This is a genomic window from Sphingosinicella ginsenosidimutans, from assembly GCF_007995055.1.
Classification (GTDB): domain Bacteria; phylum Pseudomonadota; class Alphaproteobacteria; order Sphingomonadales; family Sphingomonadaceae; genus Allosphingosinicella; species Allosphingosinicella ginsenosidimutans.
This window is the reverse complement of record NZ_VOQQ01000001.1, coordinates 1697602-1713567: the sequence shown is the minus strand read 5'-3', so window position 1 is coordinate 1713567 and position 15966 is coordinate 1697602. Positions and strand designations below refer to the sequence as shown.

The window sequence follows — 15966 nt, the reverse complement described above, 5'->3', positions numbered from 1 at the left end:
GGCCCGCGCTGGTCGTTGTTATATTGGGCGAGGAAGGCTGCCACGAGCGCGCCCTGCGAGCCCTGGGCGGTGATCGTCGCCATCGGCTCGGCGATGTCGCGCACGCGCGGCGCCTGCCCCTCCCGCTCCCCGTTGCGGGTGTTGATGAGCGTCGCCGCCACGATGCAATTCTGGTCCTTCGGCGAGGCCGTCACGGTGTGGAGCGGATTGCGCGGGTCGCGGTTGCCGCCGCCCTGTTGGGCGTAGGACACGAACGGGGCAAGCGGCGCGGCGGCTGCCGGCACGATGAACGGCTCGGCCGCCTCGATCACATAGCGCATCACGCCGCGCGCGATCCGGCGCAGCGTCGCCTCGGCGAGCGGCCGCTTGACGCCGATCGCGCGGCCTTCCTCCCTCGTCAGGAAGATCGATGGGCAGGGCAGCGACCAATCGATGCATTCGGCCGCGGTGCGCCAGGGCCTCGCCCGGCCGGGGCCGTGCGTCGGCGCCGCCCATTCGATCGGCTTGCCGTCGCAGCGCGCCTTGAGCACCAGCCGCTTGCGGATCGTCGGCGCGCCGTGATCGCAGGCGCGAACGACCCGCCATTCGACCTTGTAGCCGTGGCGGCGGAAGGCGCCGATGAACGCACGGAATTCCTCGCCGGCGCGCTCGGCGATCCGCTGCCCCCCCCGTCGAGCGGCCCCCAGGTCAGGAACTCCTCGACATTCTCCAGGCAGATGATCGCCGGCTTCAGCGCCGGGCCGAGCCGCTCGATCCAGTGGATCACCACCCAGGCGAGATCGCGGATGTTCTTCTCCCTCGGCTTGCCCCCGCGCGCCTTGCTGTGGTGCGTGCAGTCCGGCGAGAACCAGGCGAGGAAGACGGGGCGCGGCCGCCCGTCGATCGTCACCGCGTCCAGCGGGTCGATGCTCCAGATCGATTGGCAATGATGGCGGGTGCGCGGATGATTGGCGATGTGCATCGCGATCGCTTCGGGATCGTGATTGACCGCCACGTCCACGTCCCGTCCGAGCGCCGCCTCGATCCCGGTCGACGCGCCGCCGCCGCCGGCGAAATTGTCGACGACGATGCCGGCGGTCCAGTCGCGGCCGGCCGGCGCGACGTGCGGGATCGCCTCGAGGAGATCGCGGGGCATCACCCCTCCCCGCGAAGATGGGCGCGGACGGCGAGGCCGGGCGGGGTGAGGCGGGGTCCGCCGTCTGCAAGGGAGGCGATCAAACCCTTTCGTTCAAGGGCGCGCCGGCTGCTGTCGTTCCGCCAGATCGGACAATAGCTAAATTGTTCGCCGCTGCGATGGTAATCGGGATAGGCCCACGCAAAGGCAATGGTCTCCCTCTGCGCCTCGCTCAACCCGGCGGCGATCTCGGCGGGGGTGGGGCTCGCGCTCACTGTGCAGCCCAATCGTTCAATGCTTGGCGAAGCATTTCAGCTTCTTTCGGCGTCACAAGATTCGTCGCCGAAGATTCCGGCCCCTCCATCACGATCAGGATGACACGCCCGATGTCATCTTGCTCCATCTCGCTCACATCGATCAAGATTTCGCGACCCAGTTCATTTTCGAAATATCGTGTGCCCATCACCGCTTCCCCAGGGCTGCGCGGGCGCGGTCGATGTCAGCGGCAGGAATGAGGGGCAACGCGTGGCACCCGTCCATCCGACGGGGACCGGCGTGATCGACGAAAGGCCGCAGCGCCTCCTCCAGCACCTTCACCCGCGCCTCAAGGGCGGCGATGCGGGCGGCGGCTTCGTCGAGGAGATCGGCATGAAGCGGGCCAGCTACCATCCGCCGAGCAGGATCGGTTTTGCTGGTCGCGACGGCGGCAAACGAGCCAGCATCATCGGGAACGTGATCCCTGATCGCCTTCGCGCTGCTTTCCAGCCGCTCCACCAGGTCGTCGGCGGCGGGAGGTTGGGGGGCGGTCATTCCTCGCCCCCTTCCGGCGCGGGATCGGCAGCGGCAAGGGCGGCGCGGGCGCGGTCTATATCGGCGGCAGGAAAGCGAGGAAGGTCATGATGACCATCGGGCAAGCGTGGGCCAGCGTGTGCCACAAACGGCCGCAGCGCACTCTCCATCTCCTCGATCCGCCGCGCGTCCGCCTGGATGCGGGAGGCGGCTTCGCGAAGGAGGGCGAGCGACCAATCGGGCAACATGCCCCGCTCGACACGATCCCGAGATGCCTGCCACGGGTTCAGCAGCCGCTCCACCACCTCTCCGGGCGATGGCGAGGGCGTGAGTGCGCGGGCGTTCCAGGCAGGGATGACGCTTTCGTCGGCGGAATCAGTGTCAAAAACTGTCAGTCCGCACTCGACCGGATCGCGATGGATTACGGCATCTGTGCATCCATCGGCGGGCCAAAGGGCTTTCCGAAATATCATCTCCCCGCCGCAAAACGGGCAGGGCAGCAGCTCTCTCGCCTTGTCGCTGATCGTGTCGCTCATGCTGCCAAATCCTCCATCATCATCTTGACCCGCAGCACCATCGCCTCGTGCTCGCGGTTGCGGTGCCACTCGATCCGGTGGCCGAAGCGGTGGAACGTCCGCTCGTCGCGGCGATCCGGGAAACAGCCGACGCGCGCCACATCCACGCGCGAGGGCCGGGTTGAGCCGGGAAGGGGCGATGTGCCCGGCGGAGAGGAAAGAGTTGCCACGTCAGACCCGCATCGGCATCTGGACCTGAGTCAGCTCAGGCCGGGACGGATCGGAGACAAGGGTGGGCGAAGTGCCATGGTCGAAGGCGAGTGAGACCTTCTCGCCGATGCAGCCAGAGAGAATGTCGGCGAGATAGTCCTTGTTGAACCAGATCTCGACCGCTCCGCCCTCGACCCGGCCGGCGACGCGCTCGCTCGCTTTGCCATTCTCCGGCGAATTGACGGACAGGGTGACGCCGGCCTTGTCGCAGGCCAGCTTCACGGCCCTCAACTTTTGGGTTGCGATGGCAGCGACACGCTTGACCGCGCCGCGCAGATCGGACGGATCGACCGTGACCCGATACGCCTGATCCGGGGAGGGAATGATGCGCGAATAATCGGGATAGGTGCCGTCGATCAGCTTGGACGTGATCTCGAAACCGTCGAAGCTGGCGCGCACCCACCTTTGAGAGAAGGCCAGTCGGACGGGCTCGCTCGCGCGCTCGGCGAGGCGACGCAACAGATCGACCATCTTTGTCGGCACGATAGAGGGCAGCAACGTCTCCGCGCCGGCGGGACAGGGCGTCACGATGCGGGCCAGGCGATGACCGTCCGTCGCGACGAAGGTGAGCTCACCGGCGACGATATGCATGTAGATGCCGTTCAGATAGTAGCGCGTCTCTACGGTCGAAATCGCATGGCGAACCGCGTTCAGCAGCACCGCCAGATCGGCGCCGGCCATCTCGAAGGCCACCGCATCGGCGGGCATTTCGGGGCAGTCCGGGAAGTCTTCAGCGGGCAGGGTGGCCACGGCGTAGCGCGTCGCGCCGGTCGAGATCGCAAGCCTGCCATCCTCGCCCAGATGCATCGCCAGATCGCCGCCCGGAACCTCGCGACAGATCGAGGCGAGCAGGCTGGCGGGGATGCTCGTCGCGAGCCTCGCCGGGGCCGAAAGCGGAACCCGCGCAGTGGCGTAAACATCCAGATCGGTGAAGCTGAGCGCGAGGCTGTCGCCATCCGCGATGAGCCGCGCGTTCAACAGGATCGGGATCGTGTTGCGCCGCCCGATGACCGAGCCGATCGCCTTCACCGCATCGCGCACCGCGGCAACGGAGACAATGGCCTCGTCGCCGATTTCCGGGGCGGCCACAGAGGGACGCGCTTTCCTCTGAACGCCTAAATCTGCCATGTCGGTTCTCCTTGAAATTGGGCCATTACGCCGCCGTCTCCCCATCCGGCTCGTCGGCCAGATGGCTGCGCGGCGTGGGGTCGTTGGCGGCCTCCTCATTGAGCCGGCGCGCAACGGGGCCGGCCCGCAGGAGCCACGCGGTGCGCTCGTCCTGCCACGCCATGAGCTGGTCGATGGCCTGGATCAGCGGGGCGGTCATTTCGATGTGGATCGCATCAGCCATATTCACTCTCCCAGCCCCCAAACCAGGGCGCAGCAAGCAAGGATGAAGGCGGCACCGGCCCAGGACGAAGCAAAGGCGGCGCGCTCGAAACGACGCAGGGCGCGGACCAGCGAGCGGCGGGCGGTGAAGGTCATGCACACCCCCGCCCGACCTTGCCGGAGTCGCGATCGTCGACGAACTCGCGCCAGTGGCGCCACCCGTTCGGGCAATGGAATCCCCATTCGCGGATCGCCGGCCCGGTCATGAACAGGCTGACGGCGCGGCCGCCCTCGGGAACGACAAGGCGGTGCGCGTCGGTCGCGGCTCGATGAACGATGCTTCCCGCTTCACGAAGGAACTCGCCTTCCGGCGTGACCTCGATATAAGAGCCGCCGAGGAGGTAGGACGTATTGTCCCACGGATGATCGTGCAGCGCCCGGTCGTCGTCGCTACGCAGGATTTCGTGCAGATAGACGTTGCATCCGGTATTGCGCGGCACAACCCACCAGCGGCGGAGATAATCGTCGCCGATCACGAAATCCGGCGGAGAGCTCTGCATCTTGGCGCGCGCCCAGACGCGAAGCTCTTCGAGGTCGCTATATTTCATGCCGCCCTCCGCGCCGGCCGGACGCACCCGCACGGCCCGTCGGAAAGCGGGGCGTCGCAGCCCCCGCAAAGCGGCTCGCCGATGACGACACTGCCGCCGCGGTGAAGCACCGCCTTGACCCGCCCGGTGCAGGCATCCAGCACGTAGCCGAGGCACTCGATCTCATCGATCGTGTAGGACTCGCGGCCCCAGGGATCGGTGGCCTCTCCGCCAGAATGGGGGGCGGCGGAGAGGCCGTCCGCGCAGGGAGCGGGCGCGGAGTCGGGGTTGGGGCGGGCCATGTCAGGCGGCTTTCGCTTCGACGGGATCGGGATCGACGGCGTGGCAGGCGCACCAATCCAGAACCCACTCCAGCGCCTTCTGCGCCGCATAGCCGCCGCCGGTTGGCTTGCCGTCGACATCGACCGCGCCGGGCTTGTCTCCGGGCCGGATCATCATGAACCAGCGCTCGGCGGGGCGGTCGCCATTGCGGTCAAGCTTATCGACTTCCCTGGCACCTACCTGGGCGATCGTGCCGACGAGACAGGCGCATTCGTTCGTGTCGCCGTGCCCGTAGGTCGAGCCATTGACCTCGCCGGCCCGCAGCTTCGCGATGAGATGCCGCGCTTCGATCGGGCCGGCGTGGAGGCTGTCGAGCGTCAGGAACAGGTCGGCCTTGAACGGGCGCAGATATTCATCGTTAAGGTTCTTGGCGCCCGCGAGGTTGGCGGACGCGAGGTTGGCGCCCGCGAGGTAGGCGCCCGCGAGGTAGGCGCCCGCGAGGTTGGCGCCCGCGAGGTTGGCGCCCGCGAGGTTGGCGCCCGCGAGGTAGGCGCGCGCGAGGTAGGCGTCCGCGAGGTTGGCGCCCGCGAGGTTGGCGCGCGCGAGGTTGGCGCCCGTGAGGTTGGCGCGCGCGAGGTTGGCGCCCGTGAGGTTGGCGCGCGCCGCGACCGCCGCCTTGACCGCAAGGCCGAGCTTGACGCTATCGCTGTCGCCGGGCCGGCAGGAGATCGTCGCGGTGAAGATGACCGCGTTGGTCCAGCGGTTCCTGATCTCGACCGTCTCCGTCTTCTTCGCGGCGCGGGAGCGCTTTGGCTTCTCGCTATTGGTCTGCGTGACAGGCATTCGATCCTCCAAGCCGTGGTGGCGTTGGAGATGGGTTTAGACTGCCTAAACAGAATGTGCAAGCAAAAAGTTTTGCCCGGCTAAACTTTTTCCGGCCGGACACGCGGCGACGCCCGAATCACTTCAGGTCCAATGAACCCATCGTGGTGAAAAAATCAGCCCTCGGTTCCGGTCAGAGTCAGGGCCTCGTCATCGGTCGCGATGCCGAAGAAGGGTATCTGTACCATGTCTGCAGCGGCTCGACGCAGCCGGCGGTAAGCCATCGCATCCTCGGGGTGCATCAACAGCTCGAATGGCTGGATATTGAGATAGGCCGACAGCTCGTTCACCTCATCGCGAGTGTATTTCTGCTGGCCGTTCACCATGAGGCTGGCCTTGGCCTTGTTCCAGTCGAGATCGGCAACAAGGTCTTTCTGGCGCTTGCCGAGCGTCCGCAGCCATTCGGCCAGGTGCCAGTCGTGAGCCGGTTTCGCCATGCCAAAAGTATAGGCGATCGGCGCGCGGAAGGCGTTTCGCCAACCTAAACTTACCGGTTGACGGGAGCGGTTTAGATGGTCTAAACCAACGGGATGAACATTCGCGATTATTTGAAGCGCCCCGGCGCGATGAGCCTGACGGACCTCGCGACGGCTGCGGGGATCAGCAAGGGCCGACTTTCGCAGCTTGGCGGTTCCGACGGCGAGCAGCCGGACGTTCCGCCGGCGCTGGCGTTGCGGCTCGAACGCGAGACTGGCGGGCTGATCGACGCATCCATGATTTCGACAGTCATCGCCGAAGCTCGGAAAGCCGCCGCATGACCGCGCCGGGGGGAGAGCGGGGGAGGGGCTTCCCATGCGCGCCGCGAAAGGGCGCGACGCCGCTCGAACAGGCCGAGATTGCCCAACGGCGCCTGCTGGAAATCGTCGACGCACACGAGTCGTCGCCCAGCGCGCGCGTCCTGGGCGAGGCATTGGCGAGGAGCATCCGCTAGATGCGCGCCGCTCGCCCCCTCATCCTCGCCGTGCTGGCCGCCTACGTGGTGACCTACCTCGCTGCGGCCTTCATCCTTCTCGACCTCGATGTGACGCGCTGGACGCAGGATACCAGGACCGCCGTGGTCGTCATCGGGGCCTTCATTGCCGCATTCGTTTTCCTGCCGATCGTCGTCCGCAGAGAGTGGGGCTGACCCATGCTCCCGCTCATCCTCGCCTATCTCGCGCTCAGCGCCATCGCCAGCCTCTTCATCTGGTGCGCCTGCGTCCTCGCAGCCCGTGCCGACGAGGCGCTCGAGGATTGGCCGGATCAGGTCGCCGATTGCGACGACCCGCGCGTGTCTGCCCTCGCGGCCGAACTCAACGCGCGCCGCGAGGGCAGCGATTTCTCCTTTCATGAGGCCCCGATAGAGCAGGGAAGGGAACGCGATCATGCGTGACGAAAACGCCATCATGCGCGACTCGCTGTTGGAGATACGGCAGCAACTGGACCGCCGCGGCATCCCGCTCAAGGTCTGCGCTTCGAAAGCCTCGGTCAGCTATTCGACATTCCTGTCCTGGTTTCCGGCCGCCGGCACACCGCAGATTCCTTCGCTCGCAAGCCTGCCCGCATTGGCGCGCGCGCTGCCCGGCGATCTGCTCTCGCTGCTGCTCCCCGATGGCTATCACATCGTGCCGGGTCCCGACGGCATCGACTATGACGAGTTCTCCGCCGGGTGCCGCGCCTTCATCGATGCGAAGGATCGGGCGCATCATCCGGAGAGCGAGGCCGGACGCGATCTGGGCCCCAACGAGCGCGCCGATCTCGACGGCAAGGTCGTGAGGCTGCGAGCATGACGCCGCAAACCCAAATCGTCGCGCCACTCGTGCGCCGGGCGGCCAGCCTCACCGGCTACACGCCAGAACAGATTTGCGGTCCATCCCGCTGGCGGGATCTGTGCCGGACTCGCTTCGCTGTCATGTATGCGGCGCACCGGGCTGGCAAATCGACGCCGCAGATCGGCCGCGTCCTCGGCAATCGGGATCATTCGACCATCCTTAGCGGGCTGAAGCGCGCCGTCGCACTGGCTCAACAGGACCGCGATTTCGCGGTGCTGGTCCGCAAATTGGGGGAGGTGGCATAGTGGCGACCGCTCCCGTCCTCGCCGCACCTGTCGTTGTCGACACCTTCCACATCGACCCGCCATCGGTCGCACCGGCCGGAATGAGTGAGCGCGCGATCCAGCGACACATGCTGGTCATGGTCCGCCGCCTGTTCCCGGATTGCATGATCGCGCATGTCCCGAACGGGGGCCGACGCGGCAAACTGGAGGCCGCGCACCTCAAGGCTGACGGCGTACTGCCCGGCTTTCCCGATCTCATCATCACATGGCCGGGAGGCGCAGCCTTCCCAGAGGTGAAGGACCGGGACGGCGCCGTTTCCGCCAGCCAGAAAGAGGTGTTGGCCACCCTCCATTCCCAGGGCCACGCCTGTGGGGTGTTCCGGCACGACCGGACTCTGCACGACTTTCTCCGCGCTCACGGCGCGCCGTTCAAGCCAAAGTGGCCGCATCAGTTTTTGCCGCCGGGCTAATCCCCATTCGAGGAGAGGGCGTCACCCGTGAGGGCCGCACGGAATTCGCAAGTCGCCGGTCAGCCTCTCCTCAACCTCTCTTCCAACCTGACGAACCTGCGAACTGACGAAAGGAACTGCGATGAACATTTTCGAACTGGAGGGACAGCCTCCGACCGTGCTCGACGCGCTGCCCGCCGACATCCTGATGAACCTGCAACGCGAGGCCGAAGCGCATGCGGCGGCCGGCGCCAAGATGCTGGCGATCCTGCACGGCGTCCTGTCCCGCCGCTACGCGCGCGGCATTAACCAGACCGGCACGACGCATGTCCGCGATGGCGATGTCGAGGTCACGGTCACGATCCCGAAGCGGGTCAAATATGACCAGGCCGCGCTCAGCAAGGCGGTCGAGACGATCAAGGGCTGGGGCGAAGACCCGGCCGAATATGTCCAGACCGAGATCAAGGTGAGCGAGAACGCCTACAAGGCGTGGCCGTCCGCGATCCGCGACCTGTTCAAACCGGCGCGCACCGTCGAGGCGGGCAAGCCGAAGATCGAGCTGGCCCCGGCCGAGCAGAAGGAGGCGGCATGATGGCCATCTCCCTCGCATCGCTCAATCGCCGGGCCGCACCCAAACCGCCGCGGATCGTCATCTATGGCGTCCACGGTGTCGGCAAGACGACCTTCGGCGCCTGCGCGCCCAATCCGGTCGTGATCCAGACCGAGGACGGACTCGGCACGCTCGACGTCGAGCACTTCCCGCTCGCCAAATCCTTCGGAGACGTGATGGAGGCGTTCCAGGCGCTCTACACCGAAGACCACGATTTCGAGACGGCAGTGGTCGACAGCCTCGATTGGCTCGAACCGCTGGTCTGGGCCGAAACCTGCGCCCGCAACGGCTGGGAAAATATCGAGCAGCCCGGCTACGGTAAGGGCTACCTCGCCACGCTCTCGGTCTGGCGGGAGTATTTCGATGCGATCAACGCGCTGCGCGATGACAAGGGCATGGCGGTCATCCAGACCGCACACGCCGACATCAGGCGCTTCGACAGCCCCGAGACCGAGCCATACGATCGCTACGTCATCAAGCTGCACGCCCGCGCTTCCGCGCTGGTGCAGGAACATGCCGACGCGATCCTGTTCGCCAACTGGAAGGTCGCCACGACCAAGGCCGATGTCGGCTTCAACCAGAAGGTGACGCGGGCGATCGGGCGCGGCGAGCGCACGATCTACACCGAGGAGCGGCCGGCCTTCATCGCGAAGAACCGTTACCGACTACCGCCCGAAATCCCGATGTCCTGGGATGCCTTCGCCGAGGCGATGGCGCCGGCGGCTCCCGAACAATCCGAGAAAGCGGAACAGGCCCCCGCTCGCAAGAAAGCGGCCTGACAGGGCTCATGCCCACCTACTGACGAAAGGAAAATCCAATGGCAAATCTTGGTGGTACTTTTGACGCAACCCAGGTTGAACCGAACGCTCCGTTCGAGGTGATCCCGCCCGGCGATTACGAGGTGCAGATCACGGCTTCGTCGATGGAGTCGAACAAGGCAGGCACCGGCTCCTATCTCAAGCTGGAGCTGGAGATCGTGGACGGTCCGCAGGCGGGTCGCAAGCTGTTCGACCGGCTCAACCTCGACAATCCGAACGCCCAGGCGGTCGAGATCGCCCAGCGCACGCTTTCCGCCATCTGCCACGCGGTCGGCGTGCTGTCGGTGGCGGACAGCGAGGAACTGCACCTCCGCCCGATGATCGCCAAGATCAAGGTGGTTCCGCGCAACGACCGGCCCGGCGAGCATTCGAACGAAATCGGTGGCTACAAGCCGATCGGCGGTTCGGCGGTGGTGCCTGCCCAGCAGACCAAGACGGCTCCGAAGCCTGCGGCCAGCACCGGCTCCGCACCGTGGAAGCGCAACGCCGCCTAGAGGTTGCTGCCCAATTAGGCGCGGCGGGCGGGCTCCAGGGCCTGACGAAAGGAAACACCCGAGCCCGCCCGCCACTTCCACAACCAGACTTGCGAAAGGACGTGGCGTGGTTGCATTGCCACAAATAGGCGACCCGACTCTAGCGCTTGCTGACAAGGCGCTGGAACAGGCCGAAAATTCAACGCCGCACCGGCCCTATCTTGGCATGAGCGCGATCGGCGGTCCATGCGACCGCGCGCTCTGGTACGGCTTCCGTTGGGCATCGCCGAAGCGCTTCGACGCGGCAACGCTCAAGCGCTTTGCCGATGGACATCAGACCGAGGCTGTGGCCATTGCCCGGCTCAAGGCTTGCGACCAGCTGGAGGTGTACGACCTCAGTCCGGACACGGGCCGCCAGTTTGGGTTTGAGGATCATCACGGTCATTTCCGGGGTCACATGGACGGGGTCATCCTCGGCCTGTTGCAGGCGCCGAAGACGTGGCACGTCCTCGAAATCAAGGCGGTGTCGGACGCCAAGTTCCGAGAGCTTGAAAAGGCGGTCGAGAAGGTCGGCGAGAAGCTGGCCCTGCGCGAATGGAGCGAGACCTATTACGCACAGGCCGTCCTCTACATGGACTATGCCGATCTAGACCGGCATTACTGCGTCGTCTGCACGCCGGGGTGTCGCCGATGGATGGCAGTGCGCACCGAGCGTGACAAGCCGGAGGCGGGGCGGCTCCGGGGCAGGGCGCAAACGATAATTGCATCCGACAGCCCGCCGCCGCGCATCTCGGAAGCGCCGGACTATTACCAGTGCCGTTGGTGCGATCATGCGCCGGTTTGCCATCAGGGCGAGCAGGCTCTGAGCCACTGCCGGACGTGCTTGCACAGCACCCCGGTCGAGGGCGGCGAATGGCATTGCGCGCGCTGGGCGCGAAAAATCTCCGTCGAGGAGCAGCGTGAGGGGTGTCCCGCGCATCTCTACATTCCGGGCCTGGTGCCGGGCGAGCAGGTCGATGCCGGGCCGGATTGGGTCGAGTACAGGCTCCCGGACGGGTCGGTTTGGCGGGATGGGGGAGCGGCCTACACCATTGGCGATACGATCGAGGCGGAGGCGTATCGCCATGCCGCTTGAGCTCCGCCCCTACCAAGACCAGTGCATCCAGGACCTCTACGGCTATTTCCAGAAGCATGACGGCAACCCGGTCGCGGTGATCCCGACCGGAGGCGGCAAGAGCCTGATCATGGCCGAATGGTGCAAACTGGTCTTCCGCGAGGATTTCCGGGCGCGCATCCTCGTGGTGACGCACGTCCGCGAGCTGGTCGCCCAGAATCATGCCGAGCTGCTGTCGATGTGGCCCGATGCCCCCGCCGGCATCTATTCCGCCGGCTTGAACAAGCGCCAGCTGCACGCGCGCCTGCTCTTCGCCTCGATCCAGAGCATCTACAAGCGCGCCTATCAGATTCAGCAATGTGACATGGTGCTGGTCGACGAGGCGCACCTGATCCCGTCCCGATCCGACGGCATGTACCGGCAGTTTCTCGACGACCTCAAGCAGATCAACCCCCATCTCAAGATCATCGGCTTCACTGCCACGCCGTTCCGGCTGGACTCGGGGATGCTTCATCGAGGCGACAACGCCCTGTTCGATGCCATCGCGCATGAAACCAATGTCCGCGACCTGATCGACCAGGGGTATCTTTCCCGGCCCGTCTCCTATTTCGAAAGCTGGCAGATCGACACCGCTGGCGTCGGTACGCGGGCAGGGGATTTCATCGCCTCCCAGCTGGAGGTGCCTGCGCTCGCGCCGCACGCGATCGACAATATCGTGAGCCGGACCATCGCGTCCGGGCATGACCGGAAGGGCTGGCTGGTCTTCGGCTGCACTGTGGCCCACTGCCACGCGCTGGCCGCAGAGTTCCGGGCGCGAGGCGTATCCGTAGCGGCCGTGTTTGGCGACACGCCAGGCCCGGAGCGCCAGCGGATCATCGAGGACTACAAGGCCAGGCGCATCCGCTGCCTCGTTTCCATGGGCGTCCTCACCACCGGCTTCAATGCCAAGCATGTCGACCTGATCGTGCTGGCACGGCCCACAAAATCGACCGGGCTCTATATCCAGATGGTCGGGCGCGGCACGCGGCTCTTTCCGGGCAAGGAGAATTGCCTCGTCCTCGACTTCGGCGGCAACATCAGCCGGCACGGGCCATTCGACGATCCCTGTCTGCCGGACGACCGGAAGAAGGCCGCCAGCCCCGGCGATCCGCTCGTCAAATACTGCCCGGAATGCGAGGCGGCGGTGGCGATTTCAACCGTCGTCTGCCCGGAATGCGGGTTCGAGTTTCCGCCGGTCGAGCGCAAGGTCTTTACCGCGCCGGAAGCGGCTCCGATCATGTCCGCTCCGCCGGAATGGCTCGACGTTGATAGCGTCTCGTTCGCCCTGCACGAGAAGCCGGGCAAGCCGATCAGCCTCAAGGTGAGCTATCGCACCGGCATGGTCACCCATAATGAATGGGTGTGCCTCGCCCACGAGGGTTACGCCCGCACCAAGGCGGAGACGTGGTGGCTGCGCCACGCCGGCGCGCCGGTGCCGAAAAGCGCGGTCGAGGCGATGATGCGCCAGTCGCAGATCAGACCGCCCGACCAGATCAGGGTCAAGAAATCGGGCAAGTTCACCGAGGTGATCGGGCATCGGCATTTGAGGCAGGCGGCGTGATGGCGAGTGTCGCATCCACCGGCCTCGGCCAAATCCCGATCGAGCAATGCCCGGTGTGCCTGCGCCAGAGCCGCGGCTTCGGCTTTCGCGATCCGACCCTCCCGGGCGCGCCCTATTTCGAGGCGTGCTGCCTCGCCCATCTCGACACAGCAATCCATCATTGGAGGACCGGCCAGGTGCTTGAGCCGATGAAATATGAGCGCGTCGCGCTCGACCTCGCATCCGACAAGGCGGGCGAATATCTCGAAAGCCTCGGTAAGACCGATTTGGCCACCCTTACCCAAGAGGAATGGCGCGGCCTTCTCGCGCTGATCTACGCCACAACCAGCGAAGCCGTCGGTCGTCTCGTTGCCGAAAATGCGGTGCCGTTCTGATGGCTCCCAGTTTCCGCTCCGCCGACGCCGAAGCCTTCCTCTCCACGCTCGACCAGATTCACTTGGTGGCCATTGGTCCTAATGAACGTGTCTCCGGCTATGATTTCGGCAATGACCTCAGCGCGGCGCTCAATTGGGCGGAGCGCGAAAATGCGGAAGCCAATATCTACTGGACCGTCAATTCGGTTCGACCACGCCTGAACGGCAAGCCGCGTAAGGGCGATATCCGGGCGGCCCGCTTCGTTCATGTCGACATCGACCCACCCAAGACCGGCGGAGCGTTCGACAAGGATGCGATCATCGCGGCCATGGAAGACCTTAGGACTCCGCCCAGCTTCGTGATCGACAGCGGCGGCGGTCTCCAGGCTTTCTGGCGGCTCGATGGGCCTGCGCTCAATCTCGCCAGCATCGAGACAATCAATCTCCAGGTTCGCGACTTCTTCGAAGCGGATGCGTGCCAGAACATCGATCGGTTGATGCGTGTGCCGGGTTCCGTGAACTGGCCGGATGCGCGCAAGAAGGCGAGGGGCCGCGTCCCTAGCCTCGCCAAACTGGCCCGCGACGACGACGGCACTGTCTATTCCCCCGAGGAGCTTGCGGCCGCTTTCCCTCCGCCCAAGGAGCGGCCCGCGCAATCCTCCGCCAAGGGGCCGGTCAGCCTGCCCCCGTTGGTGTCCTACAAGACACCTGACGATCTCGGTCTATCCGGCCTCGATCCGATCCGGCTCGCGATCGAGGAGCCGCCGGGCAACGACAGGTCCGGTGATGGGCTCGCTGTGGCGCGCCTGATGGCCAATGCCGGACATGACGACGCGACCATCATGGGCGTGCTTCTCAACCCTGCCAACCGGGTGAGCGGGCATTTCCTCGACCAACGTGACCCGAAGCGCGCCGCTGCGCGGGCCATTGCCACAGTGCGCGCCGACGGGCCTCAGGAAGGCGAGACATTGGGTCCGCCTCCGGGACATCAATATTTCCAGATCGAGCAGCTGATCGCGAACATCAATCGCCGGAATGGCACCTCCGTCCCCCAGCCCGCCGCCACGGTCATCTCCGCACCGTCCCGCGACCCGTCGTGGCTGCACGACCTCGGCGGCGGGCTTCGCATGTTCGTCGACCATGTGACCAGCACCGCGCCCAGCCCGCAGCCATGGCTCACCCTGGGCGCCGCGCTCGCCATGTACGGCGCTGTCGCCGGCCGCCGTTATGCCGGGCCGACCAACCTTCGCACCAATGTCTATTCCATTGGCATCGCCGACTCCGGCGGGGGCAAGGACCATCCCTTGCGCTCTACCGCCAAGCTGATGATCGCCGCCGGCCTTGCCGCGCATGTCGGCGGGTCCAAGATCGCATCAGGCTCGGGCCTGATCTCGGCCGTGACAGCACAGCCGTCCATCCTCTTCCCGATCGACGAAATCGGCTTCCTGATCTCCGCCGCGGCTGACCGGCGCCGCAGCCCCAAGCATGTGACCGAGATCCTCGACAACCTCACCGAATTCTATTCGATGGCGGACAGCACCTTCCTCGGCACCGAATATGCCAACAAGACCGAGAAGCCGCGCGAGGTGATCGAGCAACCGTGCCTGTGCCTGTTCGGCGTCACCACGCCAGCCGCATTCTGGTCCTCGCTCTCGTCCTCGAATGTCATGGACGGAAGCCTCGCGCGGATGCTGATCTTCCGCAGCGACAACGACTATCCCAATCCCAGGCACGAAATCGATGCCGTGGATTTTCCGGCCGATCTGGTCGCCCATGTCCAGGCCGTGTCGCAGGGCGCCGATGGGCATACTGCCTTTCCGCTTGGCGAGGGCGCGGTGCAGCGCCCCAAGCCCTATCAGGTTCCCTACCGCGATCAGGCCGCAGCCCTCAGGGCAAGGGCCATGCGCGAGGAGCAAACCGCCATGCTCCGCAAGCACCAGGGAACCGCGATCACCTCGATCATCGCCAGGCTCGCGGAGAATGCGAGCAAGGTCGCCCTGATCAAGGCGATCTGCGACAATCCGGCATCGCCTTCAATCTCGACTGCCGATCTCGATTGGGGATATCTCGTGGCCTCGCAGTCGGTCGAGACGCTGATGCGCGCGGTGCGCGAGCATGTCTCCGACAGCGATGCCGAGGCAAAGCTCAAGCGGCTGCACAGGATCATAGCCGATGCCGGCAGCGCCGGGATCGAGCATGAGCTGCTATGCAAGCAGGCGCGCTTCTACGGGAGCAGACGGCAGCTCCAGGAGGGCCTGGATTTCCTGTGCGAGGGCGGATCCATCCGCGTCGACACGATCAAGCGCAGCGACATCACGGGCGGGCGCGCCAAGCGCATCTACTACGACATCGACTAGAGGCGCGGAGATTTGACAAACCTACGCACCAAACCTCCGCGCCTAAGCCATTGAAAATAGCCTAATCTCTCAAGCCTCCCAAACCTCCGCGCCCATATAAATATATATGGGGGTAGGGGGAAGGCTGGGGGACTAGGTAGGTTGACACCATGAATGGTGTAGGTTTGGGAGGTTTGATAATAATCATCTATAATAGTACATATATTTCATATACTTAATGCCACTTTCCAAACCTCCATTTTGTGTTGAAAATTTGGTTCAGTTCGGTTAATTTTGCGAGTTATGAAAATTAAGATTGAAAAGGGCATCCCCGCGCCCCCGAAGCGCAACAAGAAATATCCACTCCTCGAAATGGAGGTCGGGGACAGCTTTCTTATCCCATCGGAAAA

Annotated in this window: 24 protein-coding genes; 13 read left to right on the top strand and 11 right to left on the bottom strand. The window is 65.2% G+C overall.

Translation table 11 applies throughout. The annotated features are described in order from the left end of the window. Positions 1–397: 397 nt before the first annotated feature. The 11 genes from FRZ32_RS15710 to FRZ32_RS08560 form a co-directional block, all read right to left on the bottom strand. A complete protein-coding gene (locus FRZ32_RS15710) occupies positions 398–1135 on the bottom strand; it encodes a DNA cytosine methyltransferase (protein ID WP_341536579.1) in 738 nt (245 codons plus the stop codon). A 250-nt stretch (positions 1136–1385) separates the two neighbouring features. Then, positions 1386–1577 carry a hypothetical protein gene (locus tag FRZ32_RS08595; RefSeq protein WP_147043118.1) on the bottom strand — a complete coding sequence of 64 codons (192 nt, stop codon included), beginning with the start codon at positions 1575–1577 and terminating at the stop codon, positions 1386–1388. Then, on the bottom strand, positions 1577–1924 hold the full coding sequence (locus FRZ32_RS08590) for a hypothetical protein (protein ID WP_147043117.1): 348 nt from the start codon (positions 1922–1924) through the stop codon (positions 1577–1579). Before FRZ32_RS08590 ends, FRZ32_RS08595 begins: the two co-directional genes overlap by 1 nt. After that, the gene (locus FRZ32_RS08585) at positions 1921–2439 is read right to left on the bottom strand and encodes a Lar family restriction alleviation protein (protein WP_147043116.1); all 519 of its coding nucleotides are present in this window, start codon (positions 2437–2439) and stop codon (positions 1921–1923) included. The genes FRZ32_RS08590 and FRZ32_RS08585 overlap by 4 nt, the downstream gene beginning before the upstream one ends. Continuing rightward, positions 2436–2585, bottom strand: coding sequence for a hypothetical protein (locus FRZ32_RS15265; RefSeq protein WP_158635882.1), 150 nt, complete (start codon positions 2583–2585; stop codon positions 2436–2438). The genes FRZ32_RS08585 and FRZ32_RS15265 overlap by 4 nt, the downstream gene beginning before the upstream one ends. Positions 2586–2649: 64 nt before the next feature. Continuing rightward, positions 2650–3816 (bottom strand): DNA polymerase III subunit beta, encoded by a 1167-nt coding sequence (gene dnaN, locus FRZ32_RS08580; protein ID WP_158635881.1) that lies wholly within the window; start codon positions 3814–3816, stop codon positions 2650–2652. A gap of 25 nt (positions 3817–3841) precedes the next feature. After that, positions 3842–4039, bottom strand: a complete 198-nt coding sequence (locus tag FRZ32_RS08575) for a hypothetical protein (RefSeq protein ID WP_147043114.1) — start codon at positions 4037–4039, stop codon at positions 3842–3844. 2 nt (positions 4040–4041) lie between these two features. Next, positions 4042–4173, bottom strand: coding sequence for a hypothetical protein (locus FRZ32_RS15655; RefSeq protein WP_279379219.1), 132 nt, complete (start codon positions 4171–4173; stop codon positions 4042–4044). After that, positions 4170–4625: a hypothetical protein gene (locus FRZ32_RS08570; protein WP_147043113.1), complete on the bottom strand. Its 456-nt coding sequence runs from the start codon at positions 4623–4625 to the stop codon at positions 4170–4172. The genes FRZ32_RS15655 and FRZ32_RS08570 overlap by 4 nt, the downstream gene beginning before the upstream one ends. 282 nt (positions 4626–4907) lie before the next feature. Continuing rightward, positions 4908–5729, bottom strand: coding sequence for a pentapeptide repeat-containing protein (locus tag FRZ32_RS08565; protein WP_147043112.1), 822 nt, complete (start codon positions 5727–5729; stop codon positions 4908–4910). Between the two features lie 155 nt (positions 5730–5884). After that, on the bottom strand, positions 5885–6205 hold the full coding sequence (locus FRZ32_RS08560; protein WP_147043111.1) for a helix-turn-helix domain-containing protein: 321 nt from the start codon (positions 6203–6205) through the stop codon (positions 5885–5887). Between the two features lie 93 nt (positions 6206–6298). Between FRZ32_RS08560 and FRZ32_RS08555 the strand changes: the two genes are divergently transcribed. The 13 genes from FRZ32_RS08555 (at position 6299) to FRZ32_RS08495 (ending at position 15577) form a co-directional block, all read left to right on the top strand. Then, entirely contained in the window at positions 6299–6526 is a 228-nt protein-coding gene (locus tag FRZ32_RS08555) for a hypothetical protein (RefSeq protein WP_147043110.1), read from the top strand. Between the two features lie 173 nt (positions 6527–6699). Further along, positions 6700–6894 (top strand): hypothetical protein, encoded by a 195-nt coding sequence (locus tag FRZ32_RS08550; RefSeq protein WP_147043109.1) that lies wholly within the window; start codon positions 6700–6702, stop codon positions 6892–6894. A 3-nt stretch (positions 6895–6897) separates the two neighbouring features. Further along, positions 6898–7140 (top strand): hypothetical protein, encoded by a 243-nt coding sequence (locus FRZ32_RS08545; protein WP_147043108.1) that lies wholly within the window; start codon positions 6898–6900, stop codon positions 7138–7140. Continuing rightward, positions 7133–7537, top strand: coding sequence for a hypothetical protein (locus FRZ32_RS08540; protein WP_147043107.1), 405 nt, complete (start codon positions 7133–7135; stop codon positions 7535–7537). The genes FRZ32_RS08545 and FRZ32_RS08540 overlap by 8 nt, the downstream gene beginning before the upstream one ends. Beyond that, positions 7534–7824, top strand: coding sequence for a helix-turn-helix domain-containing protein (locus FRZ32_RS08535; RefSeq protein ID WP_147043106.1), 291 nt, complete (start codon positions 7534–7536; stop codon positions 7822–7824). The genes FRZ32_RS08540 and FRZ32_RS08535 overlap by 4 nt, the downstream gene beginning before the upstream one ends. Beyond that, positions 7824–8273, top strand: coding sequence for a VRR-NUC domain-containing protein (locus tag FRZ32_RS08530; protein WP_147043105.1), 450 nt, complete (start codon positions 7824–7826; stop codon positions 8271–8273). The genes FRZ32_RS08535 and FRZ32_RS08530 overlap by 1 nt, the downstream gene beginning before the upstream one ends. A 121-nt stretch (positions 8274–8394) precedes the next feature. Further along, entirely contained in the window at positions 8395–8844 is a 450-nt protein-coding gene (locus FRZ32_RS08525) for a hypothetical protein (RefSeq protein ID WP_147043104.1), read from the top strand. Beyond that, entirely contained in the window at positions 8844–9641 is a 798-nt protein-coding gene (locus FRZ32_RS08520; protein WP_147043103.1) for an ATP-binding protein, read from the top strand. Before FRZ32_RS08525 ends, FRZ32_RS08520 begins: the two co-directional genes overlap by 1 nt. Positions 9642–9679: 38 nt before the next feature. Next, a complete protein-coding gene (locus FRZ32_RS08515) occupies positions 9680–10174 on the top strand; it encodes a DUF669 domain-containing protein (RefSeq protein ID WP_147043102.1) in 495 nt (164 codons plus the stop codon). A gap of 205 nt (positions 10175–10379) precedes the next feature. Further along, positions 10380–11288 (top strand): oxidoreductase, encoded by a 909-nt coding sequence (locus FRZ32_RS08510; protein WP_147043101.1) that lies wholly within the window; start codon positions 10380–10382, stop codon positions 11286–11288. Further along, a complete protein-coding gene (locus tag FRZ32_RS08505; RefSeq protein ID WP_147043100.1) occupies positions 11278–12867 on the top strand; it encodes a DEAD/DEAH box helicase in 1590 nt (529 codons plus the stop codon). The genes FRZ32_RS08510 and FRZ32_RS08505 overlap by 11 nt, the downstream gene beginning before the upstream one ends. Beyond that, positions 12867–13241 (top strand): DUF6511 domain-containing protein, encoded by a 375-nt coding sequence (locus FRZ32_RS08500; RefSeq protein ID WP_147043099.1) that lies wholly within the window; start codon positions 12867–12869, stop codon positions 13239–13241. Before FRZ32_RS08505 ends, FRZ32_RS08500 begins: the two co-directional genes overlap by 1 nt. Then, on the top strand, positions 13241–15577 hold the full coding sequence (locus FRZ32_RS08495; RefSeq protein ID WP_158635880.1) for a DUF3987 domain-containing protein: 2337 nt from the start codon (positions 13241–13243) through the stop codon (positions 15575–15577). The genes FRZ32_RS08500 and FRZ32_RS08495 overlap by 1 nt, the downstream gene beginning before the upstream one ends. The last annotated feature ends 389 nt before the right edge of the window (positions 15578–15966 follow it).